This is a genomic window from Treponema sp. UBA7567, assembly GCF_002476655.1.
GTDB lineage: Bacteria > Spirochaetota > Spirochaetia > Treponematales > Treponemataceae > Treponema_D.
Genome location: NZ_DLLH01000013.1, coordinates 52,868 through 79,704 on the forward strand (window position 1 = coordinate 52,868; position 26,837 = coordinate 79,704).

The window sequence follows — 26,837 nt, forward strand, 5'->3', positions numbered from 1 at the left end:
TTTCGGCTGTTTTTATCTTACCTACTATTTTTTTTACATATTCTATTGGATTAAACCTTTTACTAGTACGTTAGAAATTATAAATGTGCGTCCTGCATTTTCCTTTGTATCCTTGTATGCCGGATAAACTCTTATATAAAGCGATTTGCCATTTTCTACAGGAAGTCCAAGTGCGTCTGAACTATTCTTTGAACCGCCGGCAGAATTTGAACATAGAACTTCTTTTTGAGCAGTTTTCATTTCGCAAATTGGCTCTGGATTAGAAAAATCTTCATTTGTAGAATAATAAGCGCTCCAAGCCATATATGAACCACCAGAAGAACAGCAGTCAAAACTGATTTCGTTTACTGTAAGGTCAATACCACTGGCTGGAATTTCATATTCAATATAAACATCGTTCATTTTTGCACCAGTGTCGTTTACAGGCCAGACATTGCCGGGATTGTCGATTGTTACGCGGGCATAAGTTTCTGTGCCGATTGTTTTATTAGAAGATTTTATAAGACCATTAAGTCTAGTTTCTGCGGGAACAACATCCTCAGAAGTTGAAGTTGCGGCAACCGAAAAGCTGCCACCCCCCCCGAAATCATAGGCCAATTTACCGTAAAATCCGTACCTGACACCGACAATTCTTTCCCTGCGCCTGAAAGAGCAATTTTTAAAGCAGAATCGTCAACTGTTCCTGCCGGAGTATTTCCAAAATCAGGAGTTACAGATGAATGAGTAACCGTTATATCGCCATTGTATGAAATTACTTCTGTTGGACTAAATTTTACAAATACTTCAGTTCCTATAAAATTTTCATCTGTTTCAATCGTTAAAACTGAATCAAAACTTCCGCTGTCAGAAAGGCTAAGCCCAAAACCTGAAGGAGCAGTAATCGTAATTGTTCCGCTTTTGTTTTGAAAATTAGAAATTCTAAAAGAAGTTGTTTTTGTTGCATTTGCAAGAATACGTCCAAAAGCAAGATTTGACTTATCAACCATAATTCTTGGCGAACAATCCTTTATATAAGAAGTCAAATATCCGTTTTTCTTTAATTCATCTGTAACAATTTTTCCAAGCTCAAGACCGCCCAGTGTTCTTTCGTGAGTGTTATCACTGTCTACATAAAAATATTTTTCCTTGCCTGCATTATTGTATTCTGCAACACGAACAGCGCTAAGTTCTGTCATATCAACAAGAATTGCGCCCTGTTTTTTGGCGGCAGCTTTCATTGCGGCAGGATAATTTCCACGAGGAGTAGAATCTCCTGTCATAGTTTTGTTTGACCAGTCGTGTTTTCCATAAGCGCTTACTTCTGAACCAAAATAATTACCGCGAACAAACGGAGTTACACAGATTGGAACCGCTCCAAGTTCACGTGCTTCAACAATATATTTTTCCATAAAGTCGTAGTGAGTTCCAGCAACTGTACCATTTGCATTTTTAGAAGCAAAAGTAAACTGCGCTCCATAAGTTTTATCGCAGTCAGTCAATGCTCTTTGGTCATTATGTCCAAAAGAAAGAATTACAACTGATTTTTTTCCAGCCTCATTATTAGCCTGAATACGGCGCTTTACTTCTGGCCAACGAGAATCTTCATTATAGAAAAGTCTTGAAGAACGGCCGCCGTTTGCAATATCAGTTACAACATTTGCCTTTGTTTCATCAAAAAATTCCTTGAGAGCCTGTCCAAGGCCATACTGATCAGAATCGCTGGCAGAATAATCTCTCATAATTGAATCACCACAGCAGAAAATATCTATATTTTCAGAAATTGTTCTAAGGTCAAACGGATCTGACGAAACGCCCCTGTTCGGCTCTTCAATTTTTACTTTTAACTCTGCTTTTTTCGTTGAATCCGAAGATAAAGTTCCTGTTACAACAGTTTCGCCACCAGAAAGCGGAGTTAATTTTCCAGAAGAATTTATCGAGCATATATACGGATTTTCTACAGTCCAGGTTGCTTCTCCGTCCATTTTTAACGTTTTTGAAGCCGCAAGAGAAATATCTGTAAGAGTTAATTCTTTAGAATCTCCAGCTTTTAACAAATATTCAGTAGCTTCAGCATTCAAAACCTTTTCGTCGTCTGATTCATCTTTTTCCTGCTCACCATTTTGACTGCCAGACTCAATTTCTGTCTCTTCATTAGATTCGTCTAAATCAGAACAGCCGTTTAGACAAAAAATTGCTGCAAAAAGAAGAACTGCAAGTATATTTCTTATAATTTTTTTCATACAAAACCTCCTTAGAAATAAATACAAACTTCCTTAGTCAAAATATACTTTTTACCTTTTGGACAAAACCAGTATTTTTCAGAACTATTAAGTCATTTATAGATTATTATGTATAAAAGTATTCATTTTCGTATAAAATAAAAACAAACTGCTAATTCATTAAAAAAAACATACTCAATTACGCAAAATCAAAGTATAATTATGTATAAAAAAACAATTATGATTTAGAAATTTTATAAAAAAAACGGAAAACTATATGAATTTTAAAATCTCCCAAAGAAAAGCATTCTTAACTGAACAAAAAAACAAAGGTCAAAGAATTACAATAGGATTTACCGGAATTGCCGACCTTCGTTCTTTTATTGCGCTAGAATACATCGAAGGCATGATGAAAGCCGCCGTTGACTACGATATAAACTTTATAAACATGGGAGCGGCAATAAAATATTCTCTTTTTGAAGACATAAATTTTGTAAATCACTATATGAAGAATTTCAATTTTATGAAAAAACCCTTTCTTGACGGAATAATAACCTGGGCCTCTTCATTAAGAGAATTTGTTGACAGCGAAAAAATTCTAGAAACTTTTAACAGTTTAAAACCGCTCCCAATGATAGACATAGGACATCTTGATATTCCTGGAGTTACAGCTCTCAGAATAGACAGCGATTCCTCAGTTCAGATGATTATGGAGCATCTTGTAAAAGTTCACGGTTATTCAAAATTCGCATTTATAGGAGCAGACGTTTCTGAGCCGCACAGAAAACGACTTTCGGCGTATAAAAACGAATTAAAAAAATATGGGCTAAAAGAAATTGAAAATTCCGTTTATATGGCGAATTCCATGAGCGTGATTTCTCTTGCAAACACCGTAACCCGATTTTTGCAAGACCATGACATTCAAAAAAAAGAAATTGAAGCTATTGTAACGACAACCGACATTATTGCAGCAGAAGTTATAAATCAACTGGAAAAAAACGGTTTTAATGTTCCAAAAAATATTGCCGTTACAGGTTTTAACAATTGGTACGACGGAATAACCGCAAAAACTCCAGTTACAACAGTCAATCTTGAATATTTTAAGCGCGGTTACATGGCGGTTGAACTTTTAATCGACAAGATAATGAATCCAAACTCTACGTGCAAAATTGTAAGGGTAAAAACTTCACTTGTCATAAGGCAATCTTGCGGATGTTTTGAAAAAAGCGTGCAAAATGCAGGAAAAAAAATTGATTTAACAGAAGACGAGACAGAAATTTCAGAACAACAGTTAAGACAAAAATTATTTTATAAACTTTTGGAAATTTTCAAAACCGAAAAAGAAGTTGATATAGAAAATCTGGTAAATTCTTTTTTTAATGATGTTTATTTAAATCCCGAAAAAAGCTGCATGCTTGAATGGTTTCAAAATCATTTGCAAAAATATTCTCATATCGCTTCGTCAAATGCAGCTTACCTTCAAAATCTAGTTACAGGTTTTAGAAATATTTTTATTCCTGTCTTGAAAAATGAAAATCTTGAAACAATTTTAAGAATTGAAGGCATTTTTCATCAAATGAGAACTCTTATTACAATTTTTACAAAATACGAAACTTTGGCAGAAAGAGAAAATCCATACAGATTGAATAATATTTCGAAAAATGCTGTAGATTTAAGCGATGCAATGGATCTCGATGAAATAATTGAGCTTCTAAAAATGCAATTAAACGAAATGAATATATCAAAAGCATTTCTTGCCCTAAACGAGTCAAATTCTTCAAATATCAACGACACAAAAATAAGACTTATCTATCCAGAACCAAAAGAAGAATTAAAACAGAAATTGCAGTTTAAAATTCACGAGCCATATCAATTTCCTAAGAGCTTTTTTATGGATACAAGATATTCATTAATGCTGGAAGTGCTGCATCATTCTGATAAATATTTTGGTTACATTTTTTTGGAAATGAAATTTTTAAATATTGCTTATTATGATGTTGTAAGATTGCTTTTAAGCAACGCTTTGTATTCTGTAAGAATAAAAAAAGCTGATGAAAAAAATGATTTTTTACTTGAAACTTCAGAAATCAACAGACTGTTAAAAAAACAAAATCCAGCTGAATCAAAAAGAAACCGAATAACCGTAAAAAGTTTAACCGACTATTTACAAAAAAATATTTCTGAAAAAACAAATCTCGAAAAAATCGCAGAACATTTTATGGTTAGCCGAAGCTACCTTTCAAAAAAAACAAAAGAACTTACAGGCTGCTCTGTTCAGGAATTGCATGAAAAGATGAAAATTGAACAGGCAAAAAAAATGCTTCTTTCTGATAATTTTTCGATTTTTGATGTTACTGCAGCTCTTGGATTTGCAAATCAAAATTACTTTTCAAATGTATTTAAAAAAAACACAGGTCTAAGTCCATGCAACTGGCTAAAAAGAAAATAATTTTTTGTCAGAAAAACTAGATTAAACCGGAAAGCTTAGCCCGGATCGGAATGGCTTTAGTTGTCGGGGCAGGTTTAGTTTTCTAAATCTGCCCCGACAATGGAGCGGACAGCGCAACCATGCAGAGCCGGATTGACCGCAAATTGCGCTCCATTTTTTATTTTGTTAAATCTGCGCCAAAGTATTTTTGGGAAATTTGGGCAAGTTCACCGCTTTGTTTTAATTCTTCGATTGCTTTATTTACGGCTTCGAGCAATGTTTTTGTTTCTTCGCCTTTGCGCATTGGAATTGCAACTTTGCTTGCGTTTTCTGTCAGCGCTGCAAGTTTGAACGGATTTTCTGGCTTTATTTTTTGGTAATAAAAAAATGTCGCGTTGTCGTTTAAGGTTGCGTCGGCCCGTCCGTGTTCAACAAGCTGCAATGTTTCTTCAAAAGAGTCGATTGTAACAACTTTTGCGCCAAGGCTTTCGGCAAATTCTGCATAAGTGCTGCCGAGCGAATTTGTCGTTGTTTTGCCTTTTAGGTCTTCAAACTTTTTTATTGAATTGTTGTCTTTTTTTACAATCAAAGCAGTGTGTGTATATGCGTACGGTTCTGAAAAATCGTATTTAAAGGCGCGTTCCTGTGTTACTTCTACGCCGTTCAAACTCAAATCGTAGCGTTTTGAATCAATTCCCGCAAAAATTCCGTCCCAGTCAACTTCGACAAATTCTGCATTTACGCCCAATTTTTCGGCAATTTTTTTGCCGACTTCGACATCGTAACCGACAAGTTCATTTTTTTCGTCATGGTAAGTCCACGGCGCCCAGGTTCCTTCCATTGCGATTGTAATCTTGCCTTTTTTTTGAATCTGGCTTAAAAGGTCGGCGCTCCCGCTTTTTTTGCAAGACATAATTCCTGCCGAAAAAACTGCCGCCGCAAAAATAAATAATTTTTTTTTCATAAAATTCTCCCATAAAAAGCCAATTTTTGTTTTGACCCTTTTACGTATTTTTTATTCAAACTTTCCAATAAACTCTCTTGTACGCTGATTTTTTGGTGATTCAAAGAATTCTTTTGCACCCGCTTCCTCAAGAATTTTGCCTTTTTCCATAAAAACAACACGGGTGCTCACGTTTTTTGCAAAATTCATTTCGTGAGTTACAACAATCATCGTCATTCCTTCTTCTGCAAGATTTTTCATTACCTGCAAAACTTCGCCGGTCAATTCCGGGTCAAGCGCGCTCGTTGGCTCGTCAAAATAAATAATTTTTGGATTGGTCGCCAAAGCCCTGGCAATTGCCACACGCTGCTGCTGTCCGCCAGAAAGCTGGTGCGGAAAATATTCTGCCCTGTCTTCCATTCCGACTTTTTTGAGCATTTGAACTGCGCTTTTTTCCGCCTGTTCTTTTTTTATTTTTCGGGCAACAATCAGTCCTTCCGTCACATTTTGAAGGACATTTTTGTTTCTAAACAAATTGTAATTTTGAAAGACAAATCCTGTTTTTTTGCGAATTTCGTTTATCTGTTTTTTGTGCATTTTTTTTAAGTCGTAAGTCTGGCCGTCAAAAACCAGTTCGCCTTCATCGGCTTTTTCGAGAAAATTAAGGCAACGGAGCAAAGATGTCTTTCCAGAACCGGAAGAGCCGATTATCGAAATTACATCGCCTTTGTTTACGCTCAGGTCAATTCCCTTCAAAACTTCTAAATTTCCGAACGACTTATGCAGATTTTTTAATTCAAGAATTTTTTCCGTCATATTTTTACTGCGTTTCTCCGTCAAAAGCTTTTTCTGACAAAAAATTGATTTTTTTCTCAGCCTTCCGCTGAACCCATGTCAAAACAGTTGAAAAAATCAAATAGATGAGAGCAACTTCAATGTAAAGAGCGAGCGGCTCATAAGTTCGGGCAACAATTCTCTGAGTCGCCATAAACATTTCTGTAACCGTAATGTTTGCCGCAAGAGAAGTTTCTTTGACCATTGCAATCAAAGAATTTGAAAGCGGCGGAAAGGCAGTTCTAAAAGCCTGAGGAAGCAAAATTCTCCAGAATGTCTGAAAATAGCTCAGTCCAACGCAATAACCGGCTTCAAGTTGTCCGGCCGGCACCGACTCAAAAGCGGAACGCATTGTTTCCGCCGTGTAAGCGCCTTCATTTACCGCAAAAACCGCAACCGCCGCCGGAAAAGGCTCAATCATAATTCCAAGATTTGGCAATCCGTAAAAAACAACATAAAGCTGAACCAAAATCGGAGTTCCACGAACAACCCAAATATAAAAACGGGCAATCTGTTTTAAAACTTTTATATTTGCAAATTGAACTAAGGCTGTAAGAATTCCAATCACAAGCGCCAAAAAAAACGAAATCGCAGTAAGCGGAATTGTCGTAACAAGACCAGGAATTAAAATCTTAAAAAAAGAATCAGTTAAAATGTGCCAGAGATGTTCGCTCACAATCACTCCAACCAATTAAAAAAATGGCAATTAAGACAAAAAAATAAAAAATTTACAGTCCAAAGGTCATTTCGACTGGCGCAATGACCTTTTTTTATGGCTTAATTTTCGCCGAATTTTTATTTTTCCTTATGGCGTCTGTCGAGTTCGTCATAAACATCCTGCCAAGTAACGCCCTCTTTGTACATCAAAACGCTCATAAAATAAACAAGGTCGGCCGCTTCCCAAATAACGTCTTCGCGAGATTCTGCCTCGTCTGTCAGCTCTTCGGCTTCTTCCATTACTTTTTCTCGCACACGCTTAGCGTCGAGAGTTGCAGTGTAGCTTCCTGGACGAGGATTTGCAAAACGCTCTGCAATTGTCGCATAAAGACGTTCAAGATTTGATTTTGCGTCAGGCTCGCTGTTAAAACAAGTGTAAGAACCAGTGTGGCAAACTCCGCCGTTTGGAAAAACCGTTGCAAGAACAGTGTCGCGGTCGCAATCGGCACGCATTTTTATCAAATCAAGGTAATGATGGCTTTCTTCGCCTTTAGTCCAAAGCCTATTTTTTGTACGGCTAAAGAAAGTAAGTCTTCCAGTATCAAAAGATTTTTCAAACGCTTCTTTATTTGCATAACCGAGCATCAAAACTTCGCCAGCCGGACTCTGGGCAATCACCGGAATAAGTCCATCGGTCTTTTCATAATTCAGGCAGTTTACAAAAGCATCTTTTAGATTTACAGCACCTGTATAAAGAGCCATTCCGAGCTGAACATCGCAACCGATTTTTTCAAGCTCAACAATCTGTTCAAGATTATTAACTCCGCCAGCAACAACAAGACGGCACTTCACAGCATTCCTCAAGGCACGGCAAGCCTCCATGTCAGTCCCCTGCATGCACCCTTCTTTTTCAACACAGGTAAATAAAAGCTCAGAGCAAAATTTTTCGGCCTGCTTTGCGCCTTCCACCAAAGGAATATCAACCGTTTCAGTCCAGCCTTTTACGGCAATTTTTCCGTGAATCGCATCAACCGAAATAATAACGCGCTGTTTTCCAATCGCGTCGCAAAGCTCCTGCAAAAATTCTTCGTTCAAAAAAGATTCGCCGTCTTTAGCATCTGCATTCCAGGCAGCCGAACCAACAATAACTTTTTCCGCGCCAAGGCTAATCAATTCGCGGGCTTTTTTAACAGAACGAATTCCGCCGCCAACACGAACATTTCCTTTTCTTAAAATCTGCTTTAAAAGCTCAGTATTTTTGGTGTTGCCTTTTTCATCGGTATTACGCAAAGCCTGGTCAAGGTCAATTACAGCAACTTCACCATATTTATTAAAATCAGAAATCAAAGCCTCAGCATCATCACGCTGAAGAACCAAATCTTTGCCGTTTTTTAACTGGACAACGTGCCCGTCTTTCATGTCGATAGAAGCAATTACCATAATGCCTTATTCTAGCGAAAATAAAACAGTTTTACAATTGAGAAAGATTTTCAGTATTTTTAAATTTAGGAGCACAACTTCCGCTCGAACCGGCTTTCCGCCCTTCCGCTGTTCGCTGCATTAAAGCACGAAAATTAAAAAATTTCCGTGCTTTAACTTCGGGGCTCCAATCCGGGCTACAAGCCCGGTCGTGTGCTTTAGCACACACGTAAAATAAACGGGTTTTGCGTAAGCAAAAGCCGCAGCATGCGTCAGCATGCAAGCATCCGGGCTACAAATCCATTGCAAACTGAGTCAAAAGCTGGTCGATTACAGCAGGATACATTTCAACAAGAGCATCGGCATCATATTTTCTGCCGGCAACTTTTAAAGTTTCAGTTCCCTGAACCGTATAAGTTTTATATTTTATTTCTTTTCCAGACTGGTCAAAAATCTTTGTCTTCATCTTAACAAAAGGACAAACAGTTCCGTTTACCATCGTTCCTGAGGCTGTTTTTTTGAAAAATTCAAATTCAATAACAACTCCGCCTTTTGCGCCGACAGATTCACATAGTTTTTTTAAGTCATACTTTCCAGGATTGCGCAAATCTTTGTAATCAGTCGCAGTAATTGTCGTATTCATTATGGACAAAAGTCCTTCCGACATTGATTTGTATTTTTTTGAAAAAACAACATCTTCTTTTCCAACAAAATCAATTTCGCAAATTTCTCCGAAAATTCTGCGCAGAGCATCTTCTGCATAATCAAGCCGGTTAAAACTTGAGACAACTTCCGGATCGTCATCAAAAAATTTAGAATTTATCGCATTTTGCAAAAGTCCTTTCGTTGCCTTCGGCTCTTCTCCTTCTTTTATAACATACCACGGCAAAGAACTGTTTCCTGCCACAGTGATTATTGCAAGCGGAGAAATGCTTTGTTTTTCAATTTTAGCAGAAGCACAACCAGAAAATGCCGCTGCAAAAACCAAACATCCCATCAAAAAACCAATTCTTTTTAAACCTAATTTTTTTTTCATTCTTTTTCTCTTTAATAAAAAGTCAAGGGTAAAACTTCAGTTTTAGGACTGACTTTTTAAGCTGTTCCGAAGTCTGCAACGCAAACTTGTAAAGATAAAATCAGACGCCATTTTCGGCTGTTTTTATCTTACACTCTTTTAATTTTTGTTTTACAGATATTTTACTATAAATTTATTTATAAGTTGGTCAATTACAGACGGAAACAGTTCAACCATTTCATCTTTGTCATATTTTGTCATCCGCATTTCAACAGATTCCGGCGAAATTACAGTAAATTCATCTTCAAGCACTTTTTTTCCATCCTCATTGTACATAAGAACATTCATAATTCCCATTGCGCCAAGATTTGCGTTAAGATTATCTCCATCATCCTTTATATATTTTTTAAACGTAAAAGACAGAAAAACAAGGCTTTTTGCGCCAGTTTCCCTCGAAATCAACCTCGCTTTTTTTGAACCAATATCGTCCATAAATTTGTAGCCCTCGCCACGAATTTTTACATCTATGTACGAAAGCAAGCTGTTTTTTCCAATGTCAGCATAAGTCGGAGAATTCATTACGACTTCTTTTGGGACAACCTCAACACCGGCAACTTCTGGCAAAATCCGTCTGAAAGCATCTTCTGCATAATCAACACGGTCAGCGGCGGTTTGAATTTCAGGATTATTTTTCCCAAAAAAACTATTTATAGCATTCGATAAAAGCCCGTCTTCTTCGCCATATTCATCATCACGAACTTCAGAAGAATAATAAGGAACGTGAGTATTTCCGCAAACTCCAAGAATCGCAATCGGAGAAGCATTTTCTGTCAAAGAATATTTCGTAGAAGCACAACCAACTAACAACAACGGCAAAACTGTAAAAAGAGCCACTTTTTCAGTTATTTTTTTTAAGCAAGACATAATTTTCCTTTTTAGACGCAACTTTTACAAAAAAAACAATTTTTTTAATAAAAAGTTACTTTTTATTCTCAGCAAGTCTACCACAAACACAAAAAAAATGGACTGCCCAAAAAACTATTTTTTAGACAGTCCGTTCAAAAAATCAGAGATGAGCTTTTGACTTTTATTATGCCTGCAAAGCAGTTACTGCAACTGTGTCAACAATCTCGTCAACATTGCATCCGCGGCTCAAGTCGTTGAGAGGCTTTGCAAATCCCTGGCAGACAGGTCCAATTGCTTTCCAGCCGCCCATGCGAGCAGCGATTTTGTAGCCAATGTTTCCTGCGTTGATGTTTGGGAAGATAAAAGTGTTTGCGTGTCCTGCAACTGCGCTTCCTGGAGCCTTAAGTTCGCCAACTTCCGGAGCAATCGCAGCGTCAAACTGGAATTCGCCGTCGAGAGCAAGTTCCGGAGCTTTTGCTTTTGCAAGGTTTGTAGCTTCTACAACTTTTCCAACTGTGTTCAAGCCCTTTGAATCGCTTCCTGAACCTTTTGTAGAGAACGAAAGCATTGCAACTTTTGGTTCGATTCCTGCGATTTTTTTAGCAGTTTCTGCTGTTGCAACGGCAATGTCAGCCAATTCTTCAGCAGACGGTTCAATATTGATAGCGCAATCGCCAAATACAGAAATTCCGCTTGGAAGATATTTATTTGAACCTTCTGGAGCAACCATGATAAAGCAAGAAGAAACTGTTTTAATTCCAGGAGCTGTTTTGATAACCTGAAGTCCTGGACGCAAAGTATTTGCTGTTGAATGGCATGCGCCAGAAACAAAACCGTCAGCATCTCCTGCTTTCAAAATCAAAGCACCGTACATTGTGTAATCTTTAAGAGCGGCAGCTTTTGCAGCGGCAACATCCGCATATTCAGGAAGACCAGTCTTTTTATTGATTTTTCCTTCGCGTGCCTTGTAAAGAACTTCTGCATATTTATCAGCATTTGAATCAGTTTTTGGGTCTACGATTTTTACACCAGACATATCAAAACCAAATTTTGCAATTTCGTCTGCATTTCCGAGAAGAATGATTTTTGCGATTCCTTCTTTTACAATTACTGAAGCAGCTTCAACAACACGTTTGTCTTCACCTTCGCAGAGAACGATTGTTTTTCCGGCAGCCTTTGCCTTTGCACGTAAATCTTTTACAAAGTCCATGATTTTTCCTCGTATAAAAAATTATTTTCGGTTCAATAAAATGAATCAATTCACTTTATCACTTTGCAAAAAATTACACAAACATATTTACTGGCAAAACCGGCATTGACAAACCCTAAAAACATTATTTTACAGAAGGTTTACAAATTCTTTTTCCGGCACCGGCGGACTGTAAAAAAATCCCTGAATATTATCGCATTTTAAATCCATAAGCGAATTTTTTTGAGACTCGTGCTCAACGCCTTCGGCAGTAATCGTCATCCCCAAATCTTTTGACAGCGCGATTATGTGCTTTATTGATTTTAAGCCTTTCTCTTCGCCAATTGTGTCAATCAAACTTTTATCAAGCTTTATATTTGCAAAAGGCAGAGAATTTAAAAGCGATATTGAAGAATATCCAGTTCCAAAATCATCCATGCACAAAACAAAACCGCGACGGCAAAATTCATTTGAAATTTCTTTTATATCCGAATTGCTAACTGCGGCAGTTTCCGTAATCTCAATCGGCACATATTTTGGATTTATTCCTACATCCTGAACTATTTTGTCGTACTGCTCAACAATTCCCTCATAACAAATACTTGCCCGCGAAAGATTTACAGAAACCGGCAAAACAGGCAAGTTTTTCTTAGTTCTTGCTTTTATAAAATGACAAACCCTGTCAAAAATATATTCATCCAAAATGCGGATAAGACCGTCCCTTTCAAAAACAGGAATAAACATTCCTGGCGGAACTAACATTCCATCTTCTCGTCGCCAGCGAACAAGAGCTTCAGCGCCAACAATTCTTCCACAAACCGGACTTACCTTTGGCTGATACCATATTTCAAAACAATTTCCGGAAATCGCATCATAAAAATTATCTTCCATTTTTTTCTGTTCGATAACTTTGTCGCTCTCTTCAACCGAATAAAACTGAAAATTTACATTTTTTTCGTCTTTTACACTGTGCTTTGCAAAAGTTGTGTAACTGTAAACTTCTTCAATATTTTGTCCAGGAACCCACTTTGCAATTCCAAAATACGGATGCAATCGTGGCCATCGCATTTTTTTCGAAAGCTCAGAAAGGTCAGACGTAACTTTTCCAACTTTTGATTCAATTTCCTCGCGAGGAGAAGTCGGAGCAAAAACGACAAAATGGTCGGCATTTACGCGGGCTGCAAAATCCTGTTCTTTTAAATTTTCAACGATTGTATTCCAAATTTCCTTCAAAACCCTGTCGCCAACTTTTACTCCGCAAATTTGGTTTACAATCTTGAATTGATGAATATCCATCGAAACAAAATATCCGGGCTTGTTAGTTTCGCTCAGCTGCTTTTTAAAATAATTATAATTATTGCCTTCGGTAACCGGGTCAACATACGCAAGACGCTCAACTTCAAAAATTTTTGCCTTTGTCGTGTCAGAAAAAGCAATCATAAAATCAGAAAATTTTTCCGAATTTTGCAATTTCGCAATTTTTAACCGGCAATAAATGGTCTTTCCATCACGAATTCCGCGATAATCATGAAGAATTATGTCCTTTTCTTTAAAACATTCTTCGATAAATTTATATGAGCAAATTTTCCGCATTTCATCTTTTTCAGCATCAATAACAGTTTTGTCGATATAACAATTTATCAAATGCTCATAATTTGAATTCTCGCGAATTGCTTCTCCATATTCCCGCTTAATATCATCGCTTATTCTGTAAGGAAACAAAACTCCTTTTTCAACATCAATGTAATAAATACTGCCGTAATCTTTGGCAAGCGCCATAAAAAGTTTTTCAGAACGGTTTTGTTTTTCAATATTTTCTACAAAGCCAAGTGCAACAATCGGTTTTCTTTCATTATTCCATTCGCACGGAACAATCGTAACTCTAAAACAATCGCCGCTAACAGATTCAAAAGTGTTAGAAACTTTTTTTTCACCTTTTTCAAGTTTTTCTATAAGTTCATAAAAACTTTGGCGCTCTTCTTCCGCAATAACAGCGCCAGCAAAACTATATGGCATATTTGGATAAACTTTTGCTACTTGGTAAGTTTCAGCAAACTTGTCAGAAATAATCATTGTTTTTTCTTCAGGATAATATCTGAACGTCAAAAGTCCAAGAGAAAAAAATGCATCCTGAAAAGTCCGGGAAAGCAGGCTGTAATTCTTCCCGTTAAAAACAAAAGTTTCTAAATCCTTTGTCTTCATAAAGCTCCTTAAAACTGATACAGTTGCAACAAGTAAAAAAAGCACATCCCGCTTATAAGAACGTACATTCCAAAAAAATATTTTTAAATTCTTATATGGGCGGCCCGGCAACTTGTTGCCGTCGGGTCTTGCGTGGCTACGGCGTCTAACGCGCCTCCGGTGCTACGCACACGCTATGCGTCCACTCCAGCCCCTGCCGCATTCCACAAATCAATATCCATCGCTCATGCTGCGGTTAATATCCCTTTGGTAAAGTTCCTGATATACAACCGACCGTTTTTTCAGCTCCTCTTTTTTCTGCTGATTAAACGGCACAAAACGCCAGAAAATCGCACGCAGTTCTTTGTCCATTCTCTGCACGCCATTTACTTCTTTCGTAAGCCAAAGCACATAATCCGAAATAAAATATGTCTTTAAATCACCTTTTAATTTCTGATTCTCAATATATTGATAATATTGTCCGGTAAGTCCTTCTTCCATCCAATAATAAGATGCTTTTTCCTTTGCAACCTGCCAACGCAAATCGGCAACTGCCATCAAAACGCTGATTTTTAAATCTCTTGGATACATTGGAATTACAATTCGCCCACGGCTCGTAATTCTATTGTAACGGTCAAAAGGTTCCCAGCAAAATCCAAAATCACCATAAGTCGGAACAAGCAAAACATAAGGAACAATTCTATGCGCAGCGTTCTTGTGAATTCGGCAAAATGCTCCCGGATCCATTTCCTCAATCCAAGACATTACGTTTAAAACATTTTCTCTAAAACCTGTTCCCTGTGGCGTACTGTGATAAAATTCCCTCGTAAAAACCGGAAACTGATTTCCCTGACGGCCGACTGTCATTTTTGCCATCTGACGGACAGTATTAAATTCAGTATCAATATCGCCTTTGTTTACCTCAACATTCACAGGACCGTTCGCAATTTTTGCTTCAAGAGAGCCGCTTACAGACTTTGCTTCTTCAAGTTCTTTTAAATAACCTGCAAGCTCCTTGTCGTTTTTTTGCAAAGCGCGAAGCCTTTCCTGTATTTCTGCAAAAAGCTTTTTTTGCATGTCAGTATACGGCATACGGTGCGGCTCAAGTCCAATCATAGTCGAATGTTCACAAAGAGCGTGGATGCGATTTAAAAGCTCATTTTCCATCATCTGGCGTTCGCTTTCTTTTGCATTCACAAAACTTTCTGAACTCTGCAATTTTCCGTCGTTCTTGCTTTTTAACTGCATAAGATGCTGCTGTTCTGCAGAACCACCGTCATTAGCTGATTTTTTTACACGAACCTCATCAGTTGCAGAAAGTGTAAGCCGTCCGCTTGCAATTTCTTTAAACCATTCGTCCATGTAGTAAACAGGCTCGCCAGTCGTATTGTCTAAAATCACTTTAGAAAAGAGCTCTTTTTGTTCTGGAGTAAAAAGAGACGGCAAAACAACGCCAAAACGCATCATCATTCTTTTTACTTTTGGCAAGGTTAAATCTGCCATTTTTGGCGCCATATTATGAATAAGTTCCCAATAAGCCATTACCATTTGCTGTCGGTAAACTGTTCTGTCTTTTGGATCTGTGCATGTTAAGTATTTTGAAAGTACCTGATGAACTCTTTGAGCCGGCTGGCCTTCGCCTGTAAGACAAGTCTTGTAGTATGCAGGATCGTCAAAATAAGGCTTTGGCTTATCTTCAAAGAATTTTTCAATCGGACTGAATTTTGTAACGCTTAAATCAACTTTATTGGCTTGTTTTTGCTTTTCGGCAGGCGCTTCCTCGTTTGCATTAAAACTCGCCGCACTAAAAGGCACTGTTTCTGTCAATTTGTTTGAAACATTGCTCAAAGTTGGGCCGGAGGATTCCTGGGTTTCTGCAAGGAGAGCTGCAATCGTCGGGTCAAGTTCTTGGTCACTCATTCTAAAAAATACTCCAAATATCTTTTAATTATATCACAAGTTATTTAAAAAGCATTATAAAAATATCAAGAACCATTAAAATAAATTTTCAGTTTTGATTAGCAAAATTTGAACTTTTTAGACTCACTTCTCCAGAATACAATTTTTTTTGAATTCCATCTTCCGTCAAAACCAAAAGCTCCGCTTCGTCCGTTACATCAAGAACTTTAGCTTTGTAGATTTTTCCTTCAAGCCCCGCAATTGGATTAACATAAACTTCAAGCCCGGTCAAAAGAGAACGTTTTCTGTATTCGTCCATAGTTTTTTTGATTTCCTGCTTGTCGTCTGCAAAATAAAAATCATAAATTTTTAAAAGATTAGAAACCACTTCCGAAACAATCTGATTTCGGCTTACTTTTGGAACGATTTTACCTTCTCCGGCAATAATCTCTTCAACGCTGCCTGCAACTTTTGAAAGCTCTCCATCAAAACCGCCGTTCCTCACATTTATTCCGATTCCGACAATGGCAACATCGATTGTGCCGGTTTCAAAATTCGTAACGCCTTCAGTTAAAATTCCGCAGATTTTTTTGCCATTCAAGAAAACGTCATTCACCCACTTTATTTTGCAATCTTCTCCATAAAGAGATTTTATTGCTCTGCTTACAGCAACTGCCGCAGCCGCCGTCAAAAAAGCAGGATTTTTTATGCCTGCAACAGGTTTATAAACAAGCGAAAAATAAATTCCAGAATTTGCGGGCGAAACAAAAGTCCGGCCCATTCTTCCGCGTCCTGCCGTCTGTCTTCCGGCAACAAAAAGCACGCGGTTAAGTTCTTTGTCGGCAGTTTGTCTTTTTGCCTCCAAATTTGTCGAATCAATTTCGTCAAAAGCAAGAACTTCGCATTTTTCGCCACATTTTAAAATTTCTTTTTCGATAAAATCTGAATCAATCTTGTCTGGAACACCTTCCAGTTTGTAACCTTTATTTGTAACAGCTTCGATTAAAAATCCCTGTTCACGCAAAGCGGAAATTGCCTTGTGAACAGCCGCACGGCTTACCTGACAGCAAGATGCAAGCTCTTCGCCAGAAATAAAATCGTTTTTTAACGAATCCGAATTTAAAATTGAAATGATTTTTTCTTTTGTGCTCATTTTCTTACAAGTTTTAATTATTTTCAAAACAGCAGACTTTGTTTTTTCCAGAATTTTTGGCTTTGTACAAGGCGGTGTCCGCATTTTTAAAGAGTGTATCAAAATCTGTCTCTTCAAAAACAGCAAAACCTATGCTCGAACGTATAAATCCAGAATTTTCAGGCTCGTCCGTCAAAATAGGCGTCTTATTCAGCAATTCCAAAAGCTGTTCGCAACGCATTCTTGCAATATTTTTTTGATTTGCGCCAATCATAAAAATCAAGAATTCATCGCCCCCAAAACGTCCCATTAAATCGGAAGATCGGAACACTTTTTGAATGCAGCCTGCAACTTTTTTTAGAACTTTGTCGCCAACAAAATGTCCATAAGTGTCGTTTATCTGCTTAAAATAATCCAAATCAAGCATTATCAAAATTCCGGTATTTGTTGAATTCAGATATTTTTTTGCAGAACGAATAAATGCCGCCTTGTTTAAAAGTCCGGTCAATTCATCAGTATCGCGTTGATTTTCAATAATTTGCCTTAAAAAAAATTCACGGACACGGATTTTTGTCAGATAAAAACACGGAATAAAACTCAATCCGTAAAAAAGCCACATGTAAAAAATGTCAATTCGGGCAATTTTTACGTCTTTAAAAAAAATCGTACAAATCGTGTTTAAAAGCACAAGCAAGCCAGTGTTTCTAAACATTCTTGAAACTCTATCAATAAAAATAACAGGAATTGCAAATTCCAAAACGACGAACATAACTGAATAATTACCAGTATTTCCGTAAATTCCTCGAAATCCAGTAAAAATGCTTAAAGTCCATATAAAAACATAAAGAAGCGGCACTGCAAGCTTCAATTTTTCCTGCGAAATCTTTATTGATGAAATAAAAATAAACAGCATTACGACAAAAACCGCAAAATAGCCAATTGTCCTTAAGTCTGGATACGAATCAAAAAAAAGTCCGATAATTCCTAAAACAAAAAAAAGAACGCAACCAACAAGGGAACAAACTTCAAGCATCAAAAGGTTTGTCTGACAAGTCTCAGTCTTAACACAATCGTACTCGAAGTCAGAAACCTGGTTCCTTAATATGAGCGTCTTTACCTGTCTATAAAGATTCTTCATCAATGCTAATTTTATTTCGCTTTTCCTAAAAGTGCAAAATCTTCTACTTTCCCGGAATATGCAATTCCCATTCCCGGATCTTTCAAACATTTTAGCTCACGGATTGCAGAAATTACCGGCTGTTTTTTGTCGCTCGGAACAACCATCACAAGCATTTCCTTTTCAGAAACAATGTGCATTCCAAAAAACCGCTCGTCTGTTTCTTTTGCAGTTCCACGCGCATTTATTACTGTTCCACCGCCTGCACCTGCCTGTCTGGCGGCAGCCATTACATCGTCGGCATAACCTTTATTTACAATTACTGTAATCATTTCATTTTGTGTGCTCATAATGTCTTCCTCCATGTTTTTATTAGCGGCATCTGAATTTTCAATGATATTTCCGCCTTTTAAAAGCGAATCAACTCCAACACTAAAAAGTTCGCCAAAATGTCTTTTTTCTTTTGAAGTTGCTGTTTGAATCGCATTTTTTACAGACTCGCAGGCCGATTTTTCAACAACCATCATTATTACGTCTTTTGAATTTTCGCCAAGGCCGAGAATTGCCGCAAGATTCGTTTTTGCAAGCCCGCGCCCCATCAAAACAGTTCCGCCACGGCAACCGCTTTCCATTGCAGCGCGAGTAAGTTTTTCTCCTTTTCCGTGAGGAACTACGCTGAAAAATAATTTAAATGAATTCATGCTTTTTCCTCCAGAAGTTCAGTTTGTTCCATTTTTTTGTGGGAATTTGTTTTTACCTTAAATACAATTCCAAGAATTTGAATTGCAATAAGCGGAGTCATCGCAACAAGAGCAATCACACCAAATGCTTCGCCCGCAGAACCTGCATTTACTGCATGGCCTACACCAATCGTAAGAGAAAGAATAAATGTGCTTGTCATAGGTCCGCTTGCAACTCCACCAGAATCAAAAGCAATTCCTGTAAAAAGTTTTGGACACCAGAAAGAAAGCGCAAGCGCAATCACATAGCCAGGAAGAAGAATAAACCAAAGACTAAAACCATACAAAACTCTCGCCATTGAAATTCCGATTGAAATTGCGACTCCGGCGCTCAACGCAGCGAGAATTACTTTTCTTCTAATCATTCCGCCAGAAATTTCTTCAACCTGATCTGTCAAAACCCAAACCGCAGGCTCAGCGCAAACAACAACTGCTCCAAAAATACAGCCGATCAAAATAACGGCAATTGGACCGACAATCTTAGGAATTACAAAGAGAGTTTTAGTTATTCCGTTGCTTGTGCTTGAAATCAAAACATCGCCCGAATTTGCAGCAAGTTTTCCAAGCAAAACACCAAGTTCCTGACCGACAGGCATAAAACCGCCCTGGGCACCGCCTAAAAAAATCACCAGACCAATAAAACTCAGAACAAAACCGCGAATCATGCGGACAACTTGCATCGGCGGCATTTTTATAAGCGTAATCTGAAAAAATACGGCCATTGCAACCAAAGGAGCCAGCGCAGAAACAACTTCTTTTGCAATTGCCGGAATATGCGCAAAAACAACAGAAAGTCCGACAGCAATTTCTTCTTCAGAACCAGAATCAACGCTTTCAGAAACTCCAATTACTCCATTTATTTTAGAAATTGCAATTGCAAAAATAATAACCGCCAAAACTGGACCGACAGATGCAATTCCCGTAAGACCAAAGCTTCCGTCGTTGTCCATGGAATTTTTTTCAGAATTTTGAAGAGTTTTTCTACGGACAGCAGCAACTCCGACGCCAAGCGCCAAAATAAACGGAACTGTCATGGGGCCAGTTGTTGCGCCGCCAGAGTCAAAAGCAACTCCCTGCAAAGCCTGAGGCGCAAAACTTGCAAGAGCAAAAACTGCTATATAAGAAATTATCAAAATCAATCTGAGAGGAATTGAAAGAATTACGCGCAGAATTCCCAATGCAACAAAAAGACCAACACCTGCTGCAATTGCAATAATCAGTCCCCATTTTGAAACAGAAGATTCAATTTTACGAACTTGATCTGCCAAAACCTGAATATCAGGCTCTGCAATCGTTACAATAAAACCGATAAAAAATGCGGCAATTAAAAGAAGCGGTAAATTCCGTTTTGAAGTAAGGGCTGCTCCACTACGCTCGCCGACGGGAATAATCCCAATATCAACGCCCAAAAGAAAAATGGCGAGTCCAATAATGACCATAACTCCGCCCAGCATAAACTGAAGCAAAAGCTGACCACCCAAAGGTGCAATTGTTACACCTAATAAAAGCACCAAAAGCATAATTGGCGCTACAGAAAAAATAGTCTCTTTAAGTTTTAGATAAAAATTCACTTAAGTAGACCCCCAGCGGAAAAATTTTACAGCCCGTCAGGAAAAGCAGTCCAACCTTTTTTGCTGATTCCCTCAATCCAATTTTTTGCGAATTTTTTTGCGCCTTCCAAATCCATGTCGCGGTAGTTTCCGCATTGAATTTCGTTGGCAGCTGGAATTTCGCCAGTCCAGTCAATAACTTTTTTAAAAACAGGAATTAAATGGCTTGCAATGTATTCTTCATCCACATCGCCCCAGACAGTAAGATAAAAACCTGTGCGGCAGCCCATCGGTGAAAAATCAATTACACCAGGAATTTCATCTCGCAAGTATTCAGCAATGATATGTTCCATTGTATGCAAGGCGCCTGTATTCATAAATTCTTTGTTTGGCTGACAAACACGCACATCAAATTTTGTCACAACGTCGCCTTTTTCACCCTGTTTTTTTGCAGCGACGCGGACATAAGGGGCAACCACTTTTCTGTGGTCCAAATTAAAACTGTCTACATTGTATTTTTTTAATTCCATTTAAAAATGCGCCTTTATTAAGGAAAAAAATTCTTTAATAGCGAGATTTTATATTGCTTCAATAAGTTTTTCAACTACCTGAGCACTCAATTGAGCGGCAACTCCTTCATTAAATTCATAGCCATTTGAACTTAAATCGTCCGCCATATCGCTCATGCACCGGATAATTACAAAAGGCGTTTTATTGAGCCAGCAAGCCTGAGCAATTGCACAACCTTCCATTTCAACACACGCAGGAGAAACATTTTCCGCAATTTTTGCCTTGAGAGCTTTTTCAGAAATAAACTGGTCGCCTGTGGCAATTCTTCCTTCAATCATTTTATGGCCTTTTAATTCTTCGCAATTTTCAAATGCTTTTTTTGCAGCAAGAATCATTTTTTTGTCTGCCTCGAACGAATAAACAGGCATTTGCGGAATTTGACCTATTTTGTAACCAAATCCTGTCGCATCCATATCGTGATAAACAGCATCGCTCGAAACTACAAAATCCAAAACTCCAAGGCCTTCCGACATAGCTCCGGCAATTCCCGTATTGATTACGTTTGTGCAGTTGAATTGAAGAACAAGCCTCTGAGCGCACAATGCGGCGTTTACTTTTCCAACTCCGGAACGAACGACAACAACTTCTTTTCCATGAATTTTTCCAGTTTCAAAATCAAGACCGCCGGCACAAACAGTTTTTGGCGAACCTTCTTTTGACATTAAATTTTTTAGCCAGTCAATTTCAATTTGCATTGCACCAATAATTCCAATTTTTTCCATTTTAGCCTCCATAAATTTCAAATTACCGTAAAAACTGCAAAACTTTCAGATATTTTTCAATAAAACCGTAAAGTTTTCAACCTTTTTCATAAAAAATGCGTTATTTTAGCGATTTTTCAGCAATTTTTCTTAAAACTCAATTGCATAAAATCCTGCAAAGTTATATTTTATTATCAGCAGCAAGAAATATAACAAAAAACAATTTACAAAGGGCTACTTTTTTCCTCCTTCAGTAGCCCTTTTTTCTTTTTAAACCGCCTTTTATAATATTATTATGAATCATGAAAAAATTGAATTATGTCCGCCTTCAAAAGCCTGTGTCGCTCCTTATATTTTAAAAAATCAGAAAAAAAATCCTTTTATTCTAGTTGTCCCTGGCGGCGGATACAATCATTTTGGAAAAAAAGAACAGGAAACCATTGCTCTTTTTTGGAATTCTTTGGGATTTTCGTCAGCAGTGCTTTACTACACGCTTGCACCGTTCAAATTTCCTGAAGCGCTTTTTGACCTGGCAAGAGCTGTTGCCTTTATTAAGAAAAATTCCGATGAATGGAATATCGATCCTCAAAAAATTTATCTCTGCGGATTCAGCGCGGGCGGACACCTTTGCGCAAGCCTTGGCTGCTTTTGGAATACTCCCCTTTTGCAAAATCTTACTCTCGACGGTAAAACTTTGCTGCCAGAGCAGACGCGGCCAGACGCGCTATGCCTTTGCTATCCGGTAATTTCTGCCGACAAAAAAATTTGCCACGAAGGCTCAATACAGCGTCTAACCGAAAATTTAACGGAAGATGAACGCATTGAACTTTGCAAAAAGACATTCACTCAAAATCCGGAAAACAAAAATTCTGAAGAACTGATCCGCGATGCCGTTTCTCTCGAAAAACACATTTCCAAAGATTTTCCTAAAACTTTTGTCTGGCACACGCGCACAGACAAGGCAGTTCCGGCAGAAAACACATTGGTTTTTGCAAAAAGCCTGAAAGATGCCGGAATTGAATTTGAGTATCACCTTTTTAAGGAAGGTGAACACGGACTTGCGCTTGCAGAAAACACTCCTGCACAAATTTGGCCACAAATGTTTGTAAATTTTATAATGTCTGCGGCAGGGATAGCAGCCACGCCGAAGGCGTTCTAAAAAAACGGGGAATTTACCCGATTTTTTTTAGAATGATAATGGCGAATAGCCCGGTTTTTACGCAGCAAAGCGGAGTAAAAAGCCGCCCGGATTAAAATAAAAATTAAAATTACCTAAACAAAAAACTTTTTTTTCTATAAAATAAAAACGCCTCTGAAATTTTTTCTTTTAGAGTTGCCAAAACAAAAAATCTGGAGATCTAAAAAATGTCAGTTTTACAGTCGATTTTGCTTGGAATTTTACAGGGAATTGCTGAATTTTTGCCTATTTCGTCGAGCGGACACCTTGCCGTAGCTCAATTTCTTTTTAAGCTGGACGATGTGCCTCTTTTGTACGATGTAATTCTTCACCTTGCGACCTTGCTTGCCGTTGTTATTTTTTTCCGTGCAAAAATCTGGAAACTTTTATGCTGCTTTGGACGCTGGATTGCGCGCCGGCCGCTAAATTCTGACAACGATCCGGAAGATTTGCTTTCTGGAAACGACATTCTCGGCCGAAAAACAATTGTTGCAATTATCTGCACAACTTTTATAACAGGAATTTTGGGCATTTTAAGTTCAAAACTGATTCCAGAAATGCCAATTAAATTTACCTGCGCAGGATTTCTTGTTACAGCGGCACTCTTGATTTTTAGCAGTTTCTGGCAGAAAAAAAACCGCAGCGCCGAAATTTTGAGCAGCGAAAAAAAGGGAATCGGCGTTTTTCAGTCGCTTTTTATCGGTTTGATGCAGGGGATTGGAACTTTGCCGGGAATCAGCCGTTCAGGTTCAACAATTGCCGGAGCACAGCTTGCAGGAATTGACCGGCAAAGCGCAGGAGAATTTTCTTTTATCGTAAGCATTCCTGCAATTTTAGGAGCATTTGTGCTCGAAGCAAAGGATTTAGGTGAACTTGGCTCTTCTGTAGGACTTTTGCCCGTTATATTTGGATTTGTTTCGGCTTTTGCGGCAGGTTACATTTCTCTCGCTTTTTTAATGAAATTGATAAAAAAAGGCAAGCTTGAATGGTTTGCAGCTTATTTGATTCCTCTTGGAATTGCGGGCTTGATTTTCTTTTAAATCTTTTAAAATAGAATGAATTTGTGTTAAACTCATTCTATGAATAAATTAAACGCGCCTAGATGGAATTTAGATTCAATTTTTTCTTCTATCGAAAGTCCCGAATATAAATCGGCTCTTGATAATTACAAAACCGGCATGGAAAAACTCGAAAATCTTATAAAAACTTCCAGCCGGTTTAATTTTTGCTTTTGGCTAAAGGGCTTTCTTGACGCAAAAAAAGAAGTTCTCGAACTCTCTCAAAGCCTTGGAGCCTATGCTTACATAATTTATTCAGTTGACACAACAAACACCGTTTTTTTAAACAATATTTCTTTAATTGATGAGCTCGCTCTACGCCTAAAAAAAATCGATATTGATTTTAAGACAATTCTCGTAAAAAATTCTAAAAAACTCGATGAATTTTTTGAACGGTTTCCAGAATATTGCGGACAGCGTTTTTTAATCGAAGAAGAAATTGCAGAATCAAAGCATAAAATGTCCGCAAAAGAGGAAAATTTGGCCGGCTCCTTGCAACGCACCGGAGGAGATGCATGGGACAGGCTGCACGAGCAAATAATTTCAAATCTAAAAGACACAGACGGAAAAACCTTTAACGAGCTTAGAAACGATGCTTATTCGGCAGATTCAAAATTAAGAAAATCTTCCTACGAAAAAGAACTTTCGCTCTTAAAACAAAACGAAATCGCTTTGGCTGCCTGTCTGAACAATTTAAAAGGCGAAACTTTAACCCTCAACAAGCAGCGAAAATGGAAAAAACCAGTTGACCGCACTCTTTTTTCGAGCCGAATGGACAAAAAAACGCTAAATGCCTTGATCAAGGCGATTGAAAAAAGTCTTCCGGAATGGCGAAAATATTTTAACGCAAAGGCGGATTTTTTACGAAAAAACAATCTTACGGCAAGCACGCCAAAATACATAAACGGCAAAGCAGAAAAAGGACTGGCTTTTTACGACCTTTTTGCGCCAATGGAAGTTTTTGAACAAGACCAAAGCAAAAATGCAAATTCCCTGCTTTCGAAAACCTGGACTTTTGAAGAAGCCGAAAATTACGTTATCGAACGCTACAGCAGTTTTTCGGAAGATATGGGAAATTTTGCAAAAAAAGTTTTCCAAAATAACTGGATTGATGCAGAAGTCCGCCCCGGAAAAGTCGGCGGAGCATACGATGAAGATTTTGCACTTGGCCACCAAAGCAGAATTATGACAAATTTTACAGGCAGTTTTAGCGACATTGTAACTCTTGCCCACGAAATCGGCCACGCTTACCATTTTTCCTGCTTAAAAGGAAAGTCCGTTGATTTTTTCTGTTACCCAATGACGCTTGCAGAAACTGCTTCAACCTTTGCAGAAACAATCGTAAAACAAGATATGCTCAAAAAATGCGGCGAAAAAGACCGGCTGCAGCTTTTAGACCTCGATTTGCAGGACGTAAGCCAAGTTCTTGTCGATATTTTATGCCGCTTTTATTTTGAAAAAAATGTTTTTGAAGAACGCGCAAAAGGCGAATTAAACGCTCAGGATTTTTGCAGAATTATGCGCGAAGCCCAGGAAAAATCTTACGGAAAAGGCTTAAATTCCGAACGCCACGAATATATGTGGGCGGTAAAAAGCCATTACTATTCGACTGGCCTTGATTTTTACAACTTTCCGTATGCGTTTGGACAGCTTTTTGCGGTTGCGCTTTATCAAAGATATTTAAAAGAAGGAAAAAGCTTTGCAGAAACTTACAGACAAATTTTAAGTTTGACAGGAAGCATGAACTGCGAGGAATTGTGCAAAAAAGCAGGATTTGATATTACAAGCATAGATTTTTGGAAATCCGGAATTGAATTCTATTCTTCAAGAATCAGCGAATTTATTGAACTTTGCAAAGGAAAATCAACTGCCGTAACCGTAAAAGCAGGAAGTTCTCCAAAAACCGTTTATGAAGCTGATACAGCAGAAAAAATTGAAATTCCGGCAAAAACCGAAAAACCTGCAAAAAAAATGGGACTTTTACAGCGTGCCGAAATTCTAAATAAAAAAAATTAACGTAGAACTTCCAAAGCAAAAATTGCTTTATAAAAGTCTGGAAGTCCTACGTTTTTTAACCGATATTTATTTTTTTATTTCGTTGTGCTGTTTTTCCAGATATTCCATAACGTGGTCAATCATAGCCTGTTTTGGATCCGGACAGTCTTCCGGCAAAGAAGCAAGATATTCTTTACGGAAAGGCTTGCATTCGATTAGAGGACTTGCCTTGTAAATGCAAACCGCTGGAGCACATTCATCGGCGAGCATATCGTTCATGTTGTCTGGATTGAATTTTAAAATCATTCCGTCGATAGAAACCAAAAGCATAACGTCGAACATTCTCAGATAACTGTCGATTTCTTTTAAGCCGCGTTTTGTTTCTGGTTTTCCAGGGCGATAGCGAGTTCCTGAAGGAAAAACAAGAATCGCTTCTCCGTTGCGCTTGCATTTGTCCATTGCGTGCATTGCGGCAAGATTGATTGCACGGGCCTTTTTTGTTTCTGCTTCGATTTCTTCCTGAGAGGCAGCAGTTTTTGTAGCTGAATCAAGCGAACGTGTCGGATAAATTACAACCCGTGTAAAGCTTTCAGCAAAGGCACGAACCATAGGATCTGCTTCGTTGAGTTTCATTCCTGCAATCGCAACTACTTTGCCACCAAGCTCGCGGCAGTCAGGATCGTCAGAATTTTCAAGAAGCCAGATAAGACCAGGCAAGTCGGTATTTGCATAATGTTCCATCAAGATAAGTCCGCTTTTTCCAGACTTAATTGCAGCCAAAAATGCCTTAAAGTTTTCTACACCTTCAAGACGGCTTCCTTCTGCCATATTGTCCGAAATCAACTTGTCCATCAGTTTTTTTGTGTTAGGATTTGCCTTTTGATAAACATTTGTCGTATCAATTTTTGCGGCAGCATGCGAAAAATTTGCAAGTTCCTTAAACTTATCTCCATAGCGTTCACGAATCGAAGCCATTTTTTCCTCTCAATAAAGTACAGGCTCGCCAAAACCGGCATCTTTGCCTTTTTTAAGTATTTTTGACATTTCAGAACAATTGAAAATTTAGAAATGTCATTTTAATTCTAGTTTTAAAGTATAGTTTTTGCAAGGACAGCCAGCATTCTAAAA

Annotated in this window: 22 protein-coding genes; 4 read left to right on the top strand and 18 right to left on the bottom strand. The window is 38.0% G+C overall.

The genetic code is table 11. From position 1 onward, the window contains the following. Nucleotides 1-42 precede the first annotated feature (42 nt). Together B3Y13_RS01080 and B3Y13_RS01085 are read right to left on the bottom strand one after the other, a co-directional pair. Complete coding sequence (locus tag B3Y13_RS01080) at nt 43-597, bottom strand: hypothetical protein (RefSeq protein WP_296692128.1); 555 nt, start codon at nt 595-597, stop codon at nt 43-45. Beyond that, nucleotides 498-2,219, bottom strand: a complete 1,722-nt coding sequence (locus B3Y13_RS01085; protein ID WP_296692130.1) for a GDSL-type esterase/lipase family protein — start codon at nt 2,217-2,219, stop codon at nt 498-500. The genes B3Y13_RS01080 and B3Y13_RS01085 overlap by 100 nt, the downstream gene beginning before the upstream one ends. Before the next feature lie 256 nt (nt 2,220-2,475). On the opposite strand from B3Y13_RS01085, the gene B3Y13_RS01090 reads away from it, so the two are divergent. Further along, nucleotides 2,476-4,647, top strand: a complete 2,172-nt coding sequence (locus tag B3Y13_RS01090) for a substrate-binding domain-containing protein (RefSeq protein ID WP_296692133.1) — start codon at nt 2,476-2,478, stop codon at nt 4,645-4,647. Between the two features lie 157 nt (nt 4,648-4,804). Here B3Y13_RS01090 and B3Y13_RS01095 read toward each other — a convergent pair whose 3' ends face one another. The 15 genes from B3Y13_RS01095 to B3Y13_RS01165 form a co-directional block, all read right to left on the bottom strand. Then, nucleotides 4,805-5,590: a transporter substrate-binding domain-containing protein gene (locus tag B3Y13_RS01095; protein WP_296692135.1), complete on the bottom strand. Its 786-nt coding sequence runs from the start codon at nt 5,588-5,590 to the stop codon at nt 4,805-4,807. A 51-nt stretch (nt 5,591-5,641) separates the two neighbouring features. After that, nucleotides 5,642-6,385 carry an amino acid ABC transporter ATP-binding protein gene (locus tag B3Y13_RS01100; protein ID WP_296692138.1) on the bottom strand — a complete coding sequence of 248 codons (744 nt, stop codon included), beginning with the start codon at nt 6,383-6,385 and terminating at the stop codon, nt 5,642-5,644. Nucleotides 6,386-6,389: 4 nt separating this feature from the next. Then, entirely contained in the window at nt 6,390-7,079 is a 690-nt protein-coding gene (locus B3Y13_RS01105) for an amino acid ABC transporter permease (protein ID WP_296666815.1), read from the bottom strand. 119 nt (nt 7,080-7,198) lie between these two features. Next, nucleotides 7,199-8,500: a bifunctional phosphoribosyl-AMP cyclohydrolase/phosphoribosyl-ATP diphosphatase HisIE gene (gene hisIE / locus B3Y13_RS01110; protein WP_296016615.1), complete on the bottom strand. Its 1,302-nt coding sequence runs from the start codon at nt 8,498-8,500 to the stop codon at nt 7,199-7,201. A gap of 271 nt (nt 8,501-8,771) precedes the next feature. Beyond that, nucleotides 8,772-9,515 carry a hypothetical protein gene (locus B3Y13_RS01115; RefSeq protein ID WP_296666818.1) on the bottom strand — a complete coding sequence of 248 codons (744 nt, stop codon included), beginning with the start codon at nt 9,513-9,515 and terminating at the stop codon, nt 8,772-8,774. A gap of 150 nt (nt 9,516-9,665) precedes the next feature. Next, nucleotides 9,666-10,418 (bottom strand): hypothetical protein, encoded by a 753-nt coding sequence (locus B3Y13_RS01120; RefSeq protein ID WP_296016603.1) that lies wholly within the window; start codon nt 10,416-10,418, stop codon nt 9,666-9,668. A 166-nt stretch (nt 10,419-10,584) separates the two neighbouring features. Then, a complete protein-coding gene (pta, locus tag B3Y13_RS01125) occupies nt 10,585-11,610 on the bottom strand; it encodes a phosphate acetyltransferase (protein ID WP_296692140.1) in 1,026 nt (341 codons plus the stop codon). 129 nt (nt 11,611-11,739) lie between these two features. After that, nucleotides 11,740-13,836 (bottom strand): GGDEF domain-containing phosphodiesterase, encoded by a 2,097-nt coding sequence (locus tag B3Y13_RS01130; RefSeq protein WP_296692142.1) that lies wholly within the window; start codon nt 13,834-13,836, stop codon nt 11,740-11,742. Nucleotides 13,837-14,001: 165 nt separating this feature from the next. Then, nucleotides 14,002-15,690, bottom strand: coding sequence for a hypothetical protein (locus tag B3Y13_RS01135; RefSeq protein WP_296016589.1), 1,689 nt, complete (start codon nt 15,688-15,690; stop codon nt 14,002-14,004). Between the two features lie 88 nt (nt 15,691-15,778). After that, on the bottom strand, nt 15,779-16,822 hold the full coding sequence (locus tag B3Y13_RS01140) for a biotin--[acetyl-CoA-carboxylase] ligase (protein WP_296666831.1): 1,044 nt from the start codon (nt 16,820-16,822) through the stop codon (nt 15,779-15,781). Between the two features lie 13 nt (nt 16,823-16,835). Then, nucleotides 16,836-17,939 carry a GGDEF domain-containing protein gene (locus B3Y13_RS01145; RefSeq protein WP_296016577.1) on the bottom strand — a complete coding sequence of 368 codons (1,104 nt, stop codon included), beginning with the start codon at nt 17,937-17,939 and terminating at the stop codon, nt 16,836-16,838. A gap of 11 nt (nt 17,940-17,950) precedes the next feature. Further along, a complete protein-coding gene (locus B3Y13_RS01150) occupies nt 17,951-18,619 on the bottom strand; it encodes a P-II family nitrogen regulator (RefSeq protein WP_296016571.1) in 669 nt (222 codons plus the stop codon). Beyond that, complete coding sequence (locus B3Y13_RS01155) at nt 18,616-20,229, bottom strand: DUF1538 domain-containing protein (RefSeq protein ID WP_296666834.1); 1,614 nt, start codon at nt 20,227-20,229, stop codon at nt 18,616-18,618. The genes B3Y13_RS01150 and B3Y13_RS01155 overlap by 4 nt, the downstream gene beginning before the upstream one ends. Before the next feature lie 26 nt (nt 20,230-20,255). Further along, nucleotides 20,256-20,738, bottom strand: a complete 483-nt coding sequence (locus B3Y13_RS01160; RefSeq protein ID WP_296016558.1) for an S-ribosylhomocysteine lyase — start codon at nt 20,736-20,738, stop codon at nt 20,256-20,258. Between the two features lie 48 nt (nt 20,739-20,786). Then, nucleotides 20,787-21,500, bottom strand: a complete 714-nt coding sequence (locus B3Y13_RS01165) for a 5'-methylthioadenosine/adenosylhomocysteine nucleosidase (protein WP_296692146.1) — start codon at nt 21,498-21,500, stop codon at nt 20,787-20,789. A gap of 274 nt (nt 21,501-21,774) precedes the next feature. On the opposite strand from B3Y13_RS01165, the gene B3Y13_RS01170 reads away from it, so the two are divergent. The 3 genes from B3Y13_RS01170 to B3Y13_RS01180 all read left to right on the top strand — a co-directional run bounded on the left by B3Y13_RS01170 (nt 21,775) and on the right by B3Y13_RS01180 (nt 25,730). Further along, complete coding sequence (locus B3Y13_RS01170; protein WP_296692147.1) at nt 21,775-22,638, top strand: alpha/beta hydrolase; 864 nt, start codon at nt 21,775-21,777, stop codon at nt 22,636-22,638. Nucleotides 22,639-22,844: 206 nt separating this feature from the next. After that, the gene (locus tag B3Y13_RS01175) at nt 22,845-23,696 is read left to right on the top strand and encodes an undecaprenyl-diphosphate phosphatase (protein WP_296666842.1); all 852 of its coding nucleotides are present in this window, start codon (nt 22,845-22,847) and stop codon (nt 23,694-23,696) included. 39 nt (nt 23,697-23,735) lie between these two features. After that, a complete protein-coding gene (locus tag B3Y13_RS01180) occupies nt 23,736-25,730 on the top strand; it encodes a M3 family oligoendopeptidase (protein ID WP_296692150.1) in 1,995 nt (664 codons plus the stop codon). 66 nt (nt 25,731-25,796) lie between these two features. Here B3Y13_RS01180 and B3Y13_RS01185 read toward each other — a convergent pair whose 3' ends face one another. After that, nucleotides 25,797-26,684 (bottom strand): 1-acyl-sn-glycerol-3-phosphate acyltransferase, encoded by an 888-nt coding sequence (locus B3Y13_RS01185; protein WP_296016539.1) that lies wholly within the window; start codon nt 26,682-26,684, stop codon nt 25,797-25,799. Between the last annotated feature and the right edge of the window lie 153 nt (nt 26,685-26,837).

Bases quoted from the DNA above. Each gene is read 5' to 3' on its own strand.
- hisIE (WP_296016615.1), bottom strand. From the start codon at position 8,500: ATGGTAATTGCTTCTATCGACATGAAAGACGGGCACGTTGTCCAGTTA.
- B3Y13_RS01140 (WP_296666831.1), bottom strand. From the start codon at position 16,822: ATGAGCACAAAAGAAAAAATCATTTCAATTTTAAATTCGGATTCGTTA.
- B3Y13_RS01120 (WP_296016603.1), bottom strand. From the start codon at position 10,418: ATGTCTTGCTTAAAAAAAATAACTGAAAAAGTGGCTCTTTTTACAGTT.
- B3Y13_RS01090 (WP_296692133.1), top strand. From the start codon at position 2,476: ATGAATTTTAAAATCTCCCAAAGAAAAGCATTCTTAACTGAACAAAAA.
- B3Y13_RS01185 (WP_296016539.1), bottom strand. From the start codon at position 26,684: ATGGCTTCGATTCGTGAACGCTATGGAGATAAGTTTAAGGAACTTGCA.
- B3Y13_RS01095 (WP_296692135.1), bottom strand. From the start codon at position 5,590: ATGAAAAAAAAATTATTTATTTTTGCGGCGGCAGTTTTTTCGGCAGGA.
- B3Y13_RS01145 (WP_296016577.1), bottom strand. From the start codon at position 17,939: ATGAAGAATCTTTATAGACAGGTAAAGACGCTCATATTAAGGAACCAG.
- B3Y13_RS01175 (WP_296666842.1), top strand. From the start codon at position 22,845: ATGTCAGTTTTACAGTCGATTTTGCTTGGAATTTTACAGGGAATTGCT.
- B3Y13_RS01085 (WP_296692130.1), bottom strand. From the start codon at position 2,219: ATGAAAAAAATTATAAGAAATATACTTGCAGTTCTTCTTTTTGCAGCA.
- B3Y13_RS01170 (WP_296692147.1), top strand. From the start codon at position 21,775: ATGAATCATGAAAAAATTGAATTATGTCCGCCTTCAAAAGCCTGTGTC.
- B3Y13_RS01160 (WP_296016558.1), bottom strand. From the start codon at position 20,738: ATGGAATTAAAAAAATACAATGTAGACAGTTTTAATTTGGACCACAGA.
- B3Y13_RS01180 (WP_296692150.1), top strand. From the start codon at position 23,736: ATGAATAAATTAAACGCGCCTAGATGGAATTTAGATTCAATTTTTTCT.
- B3Y13_RS01100 (WP_296692138.1), bottom strand. From the start codon at position 6,385: ATGACGGAAAAAATTCTTGAATTAAAAAATCTGCATAAGTCGTTCGGA.
- B3Y13_RS01165 (WP_296692146.1), bottom strand. From the start codon at position 21,500: ATGGAAAAAATTGGAATTATTGGTGCAATGCAAATTGAAATTGACTGG.
- B3Y13_RS01150 (WP_296016571.1), bottom strand. From the start codon at position 18,619: ATGAATTCATTTAAATTATTTTTCAGCGTAGTTCCTCACGGAAAAGGA.
- pta (WP_296692140.1), bottom strand. From the start codon at position 11,610: ATGGACTTTGTAAAAGATTTACGTGCAAAGGCAAAGGCTGCCGGAAAA.
- B3Y13_RS01115 (WP_296666818.1), bottom strand. From the start codon at position 9,515: ATGAAAAAAAAATTAGGTTTAAAAAGAATTGGTTTTTTGATGGGATGT.
- B3Y13_RS01135 (WP_296016589.1), bottom strand. From the start codon at position 15,690: ATGAGTGACCAAGAACTTGACCCGACGATTGCAGCTCTCCTTGCAGAA.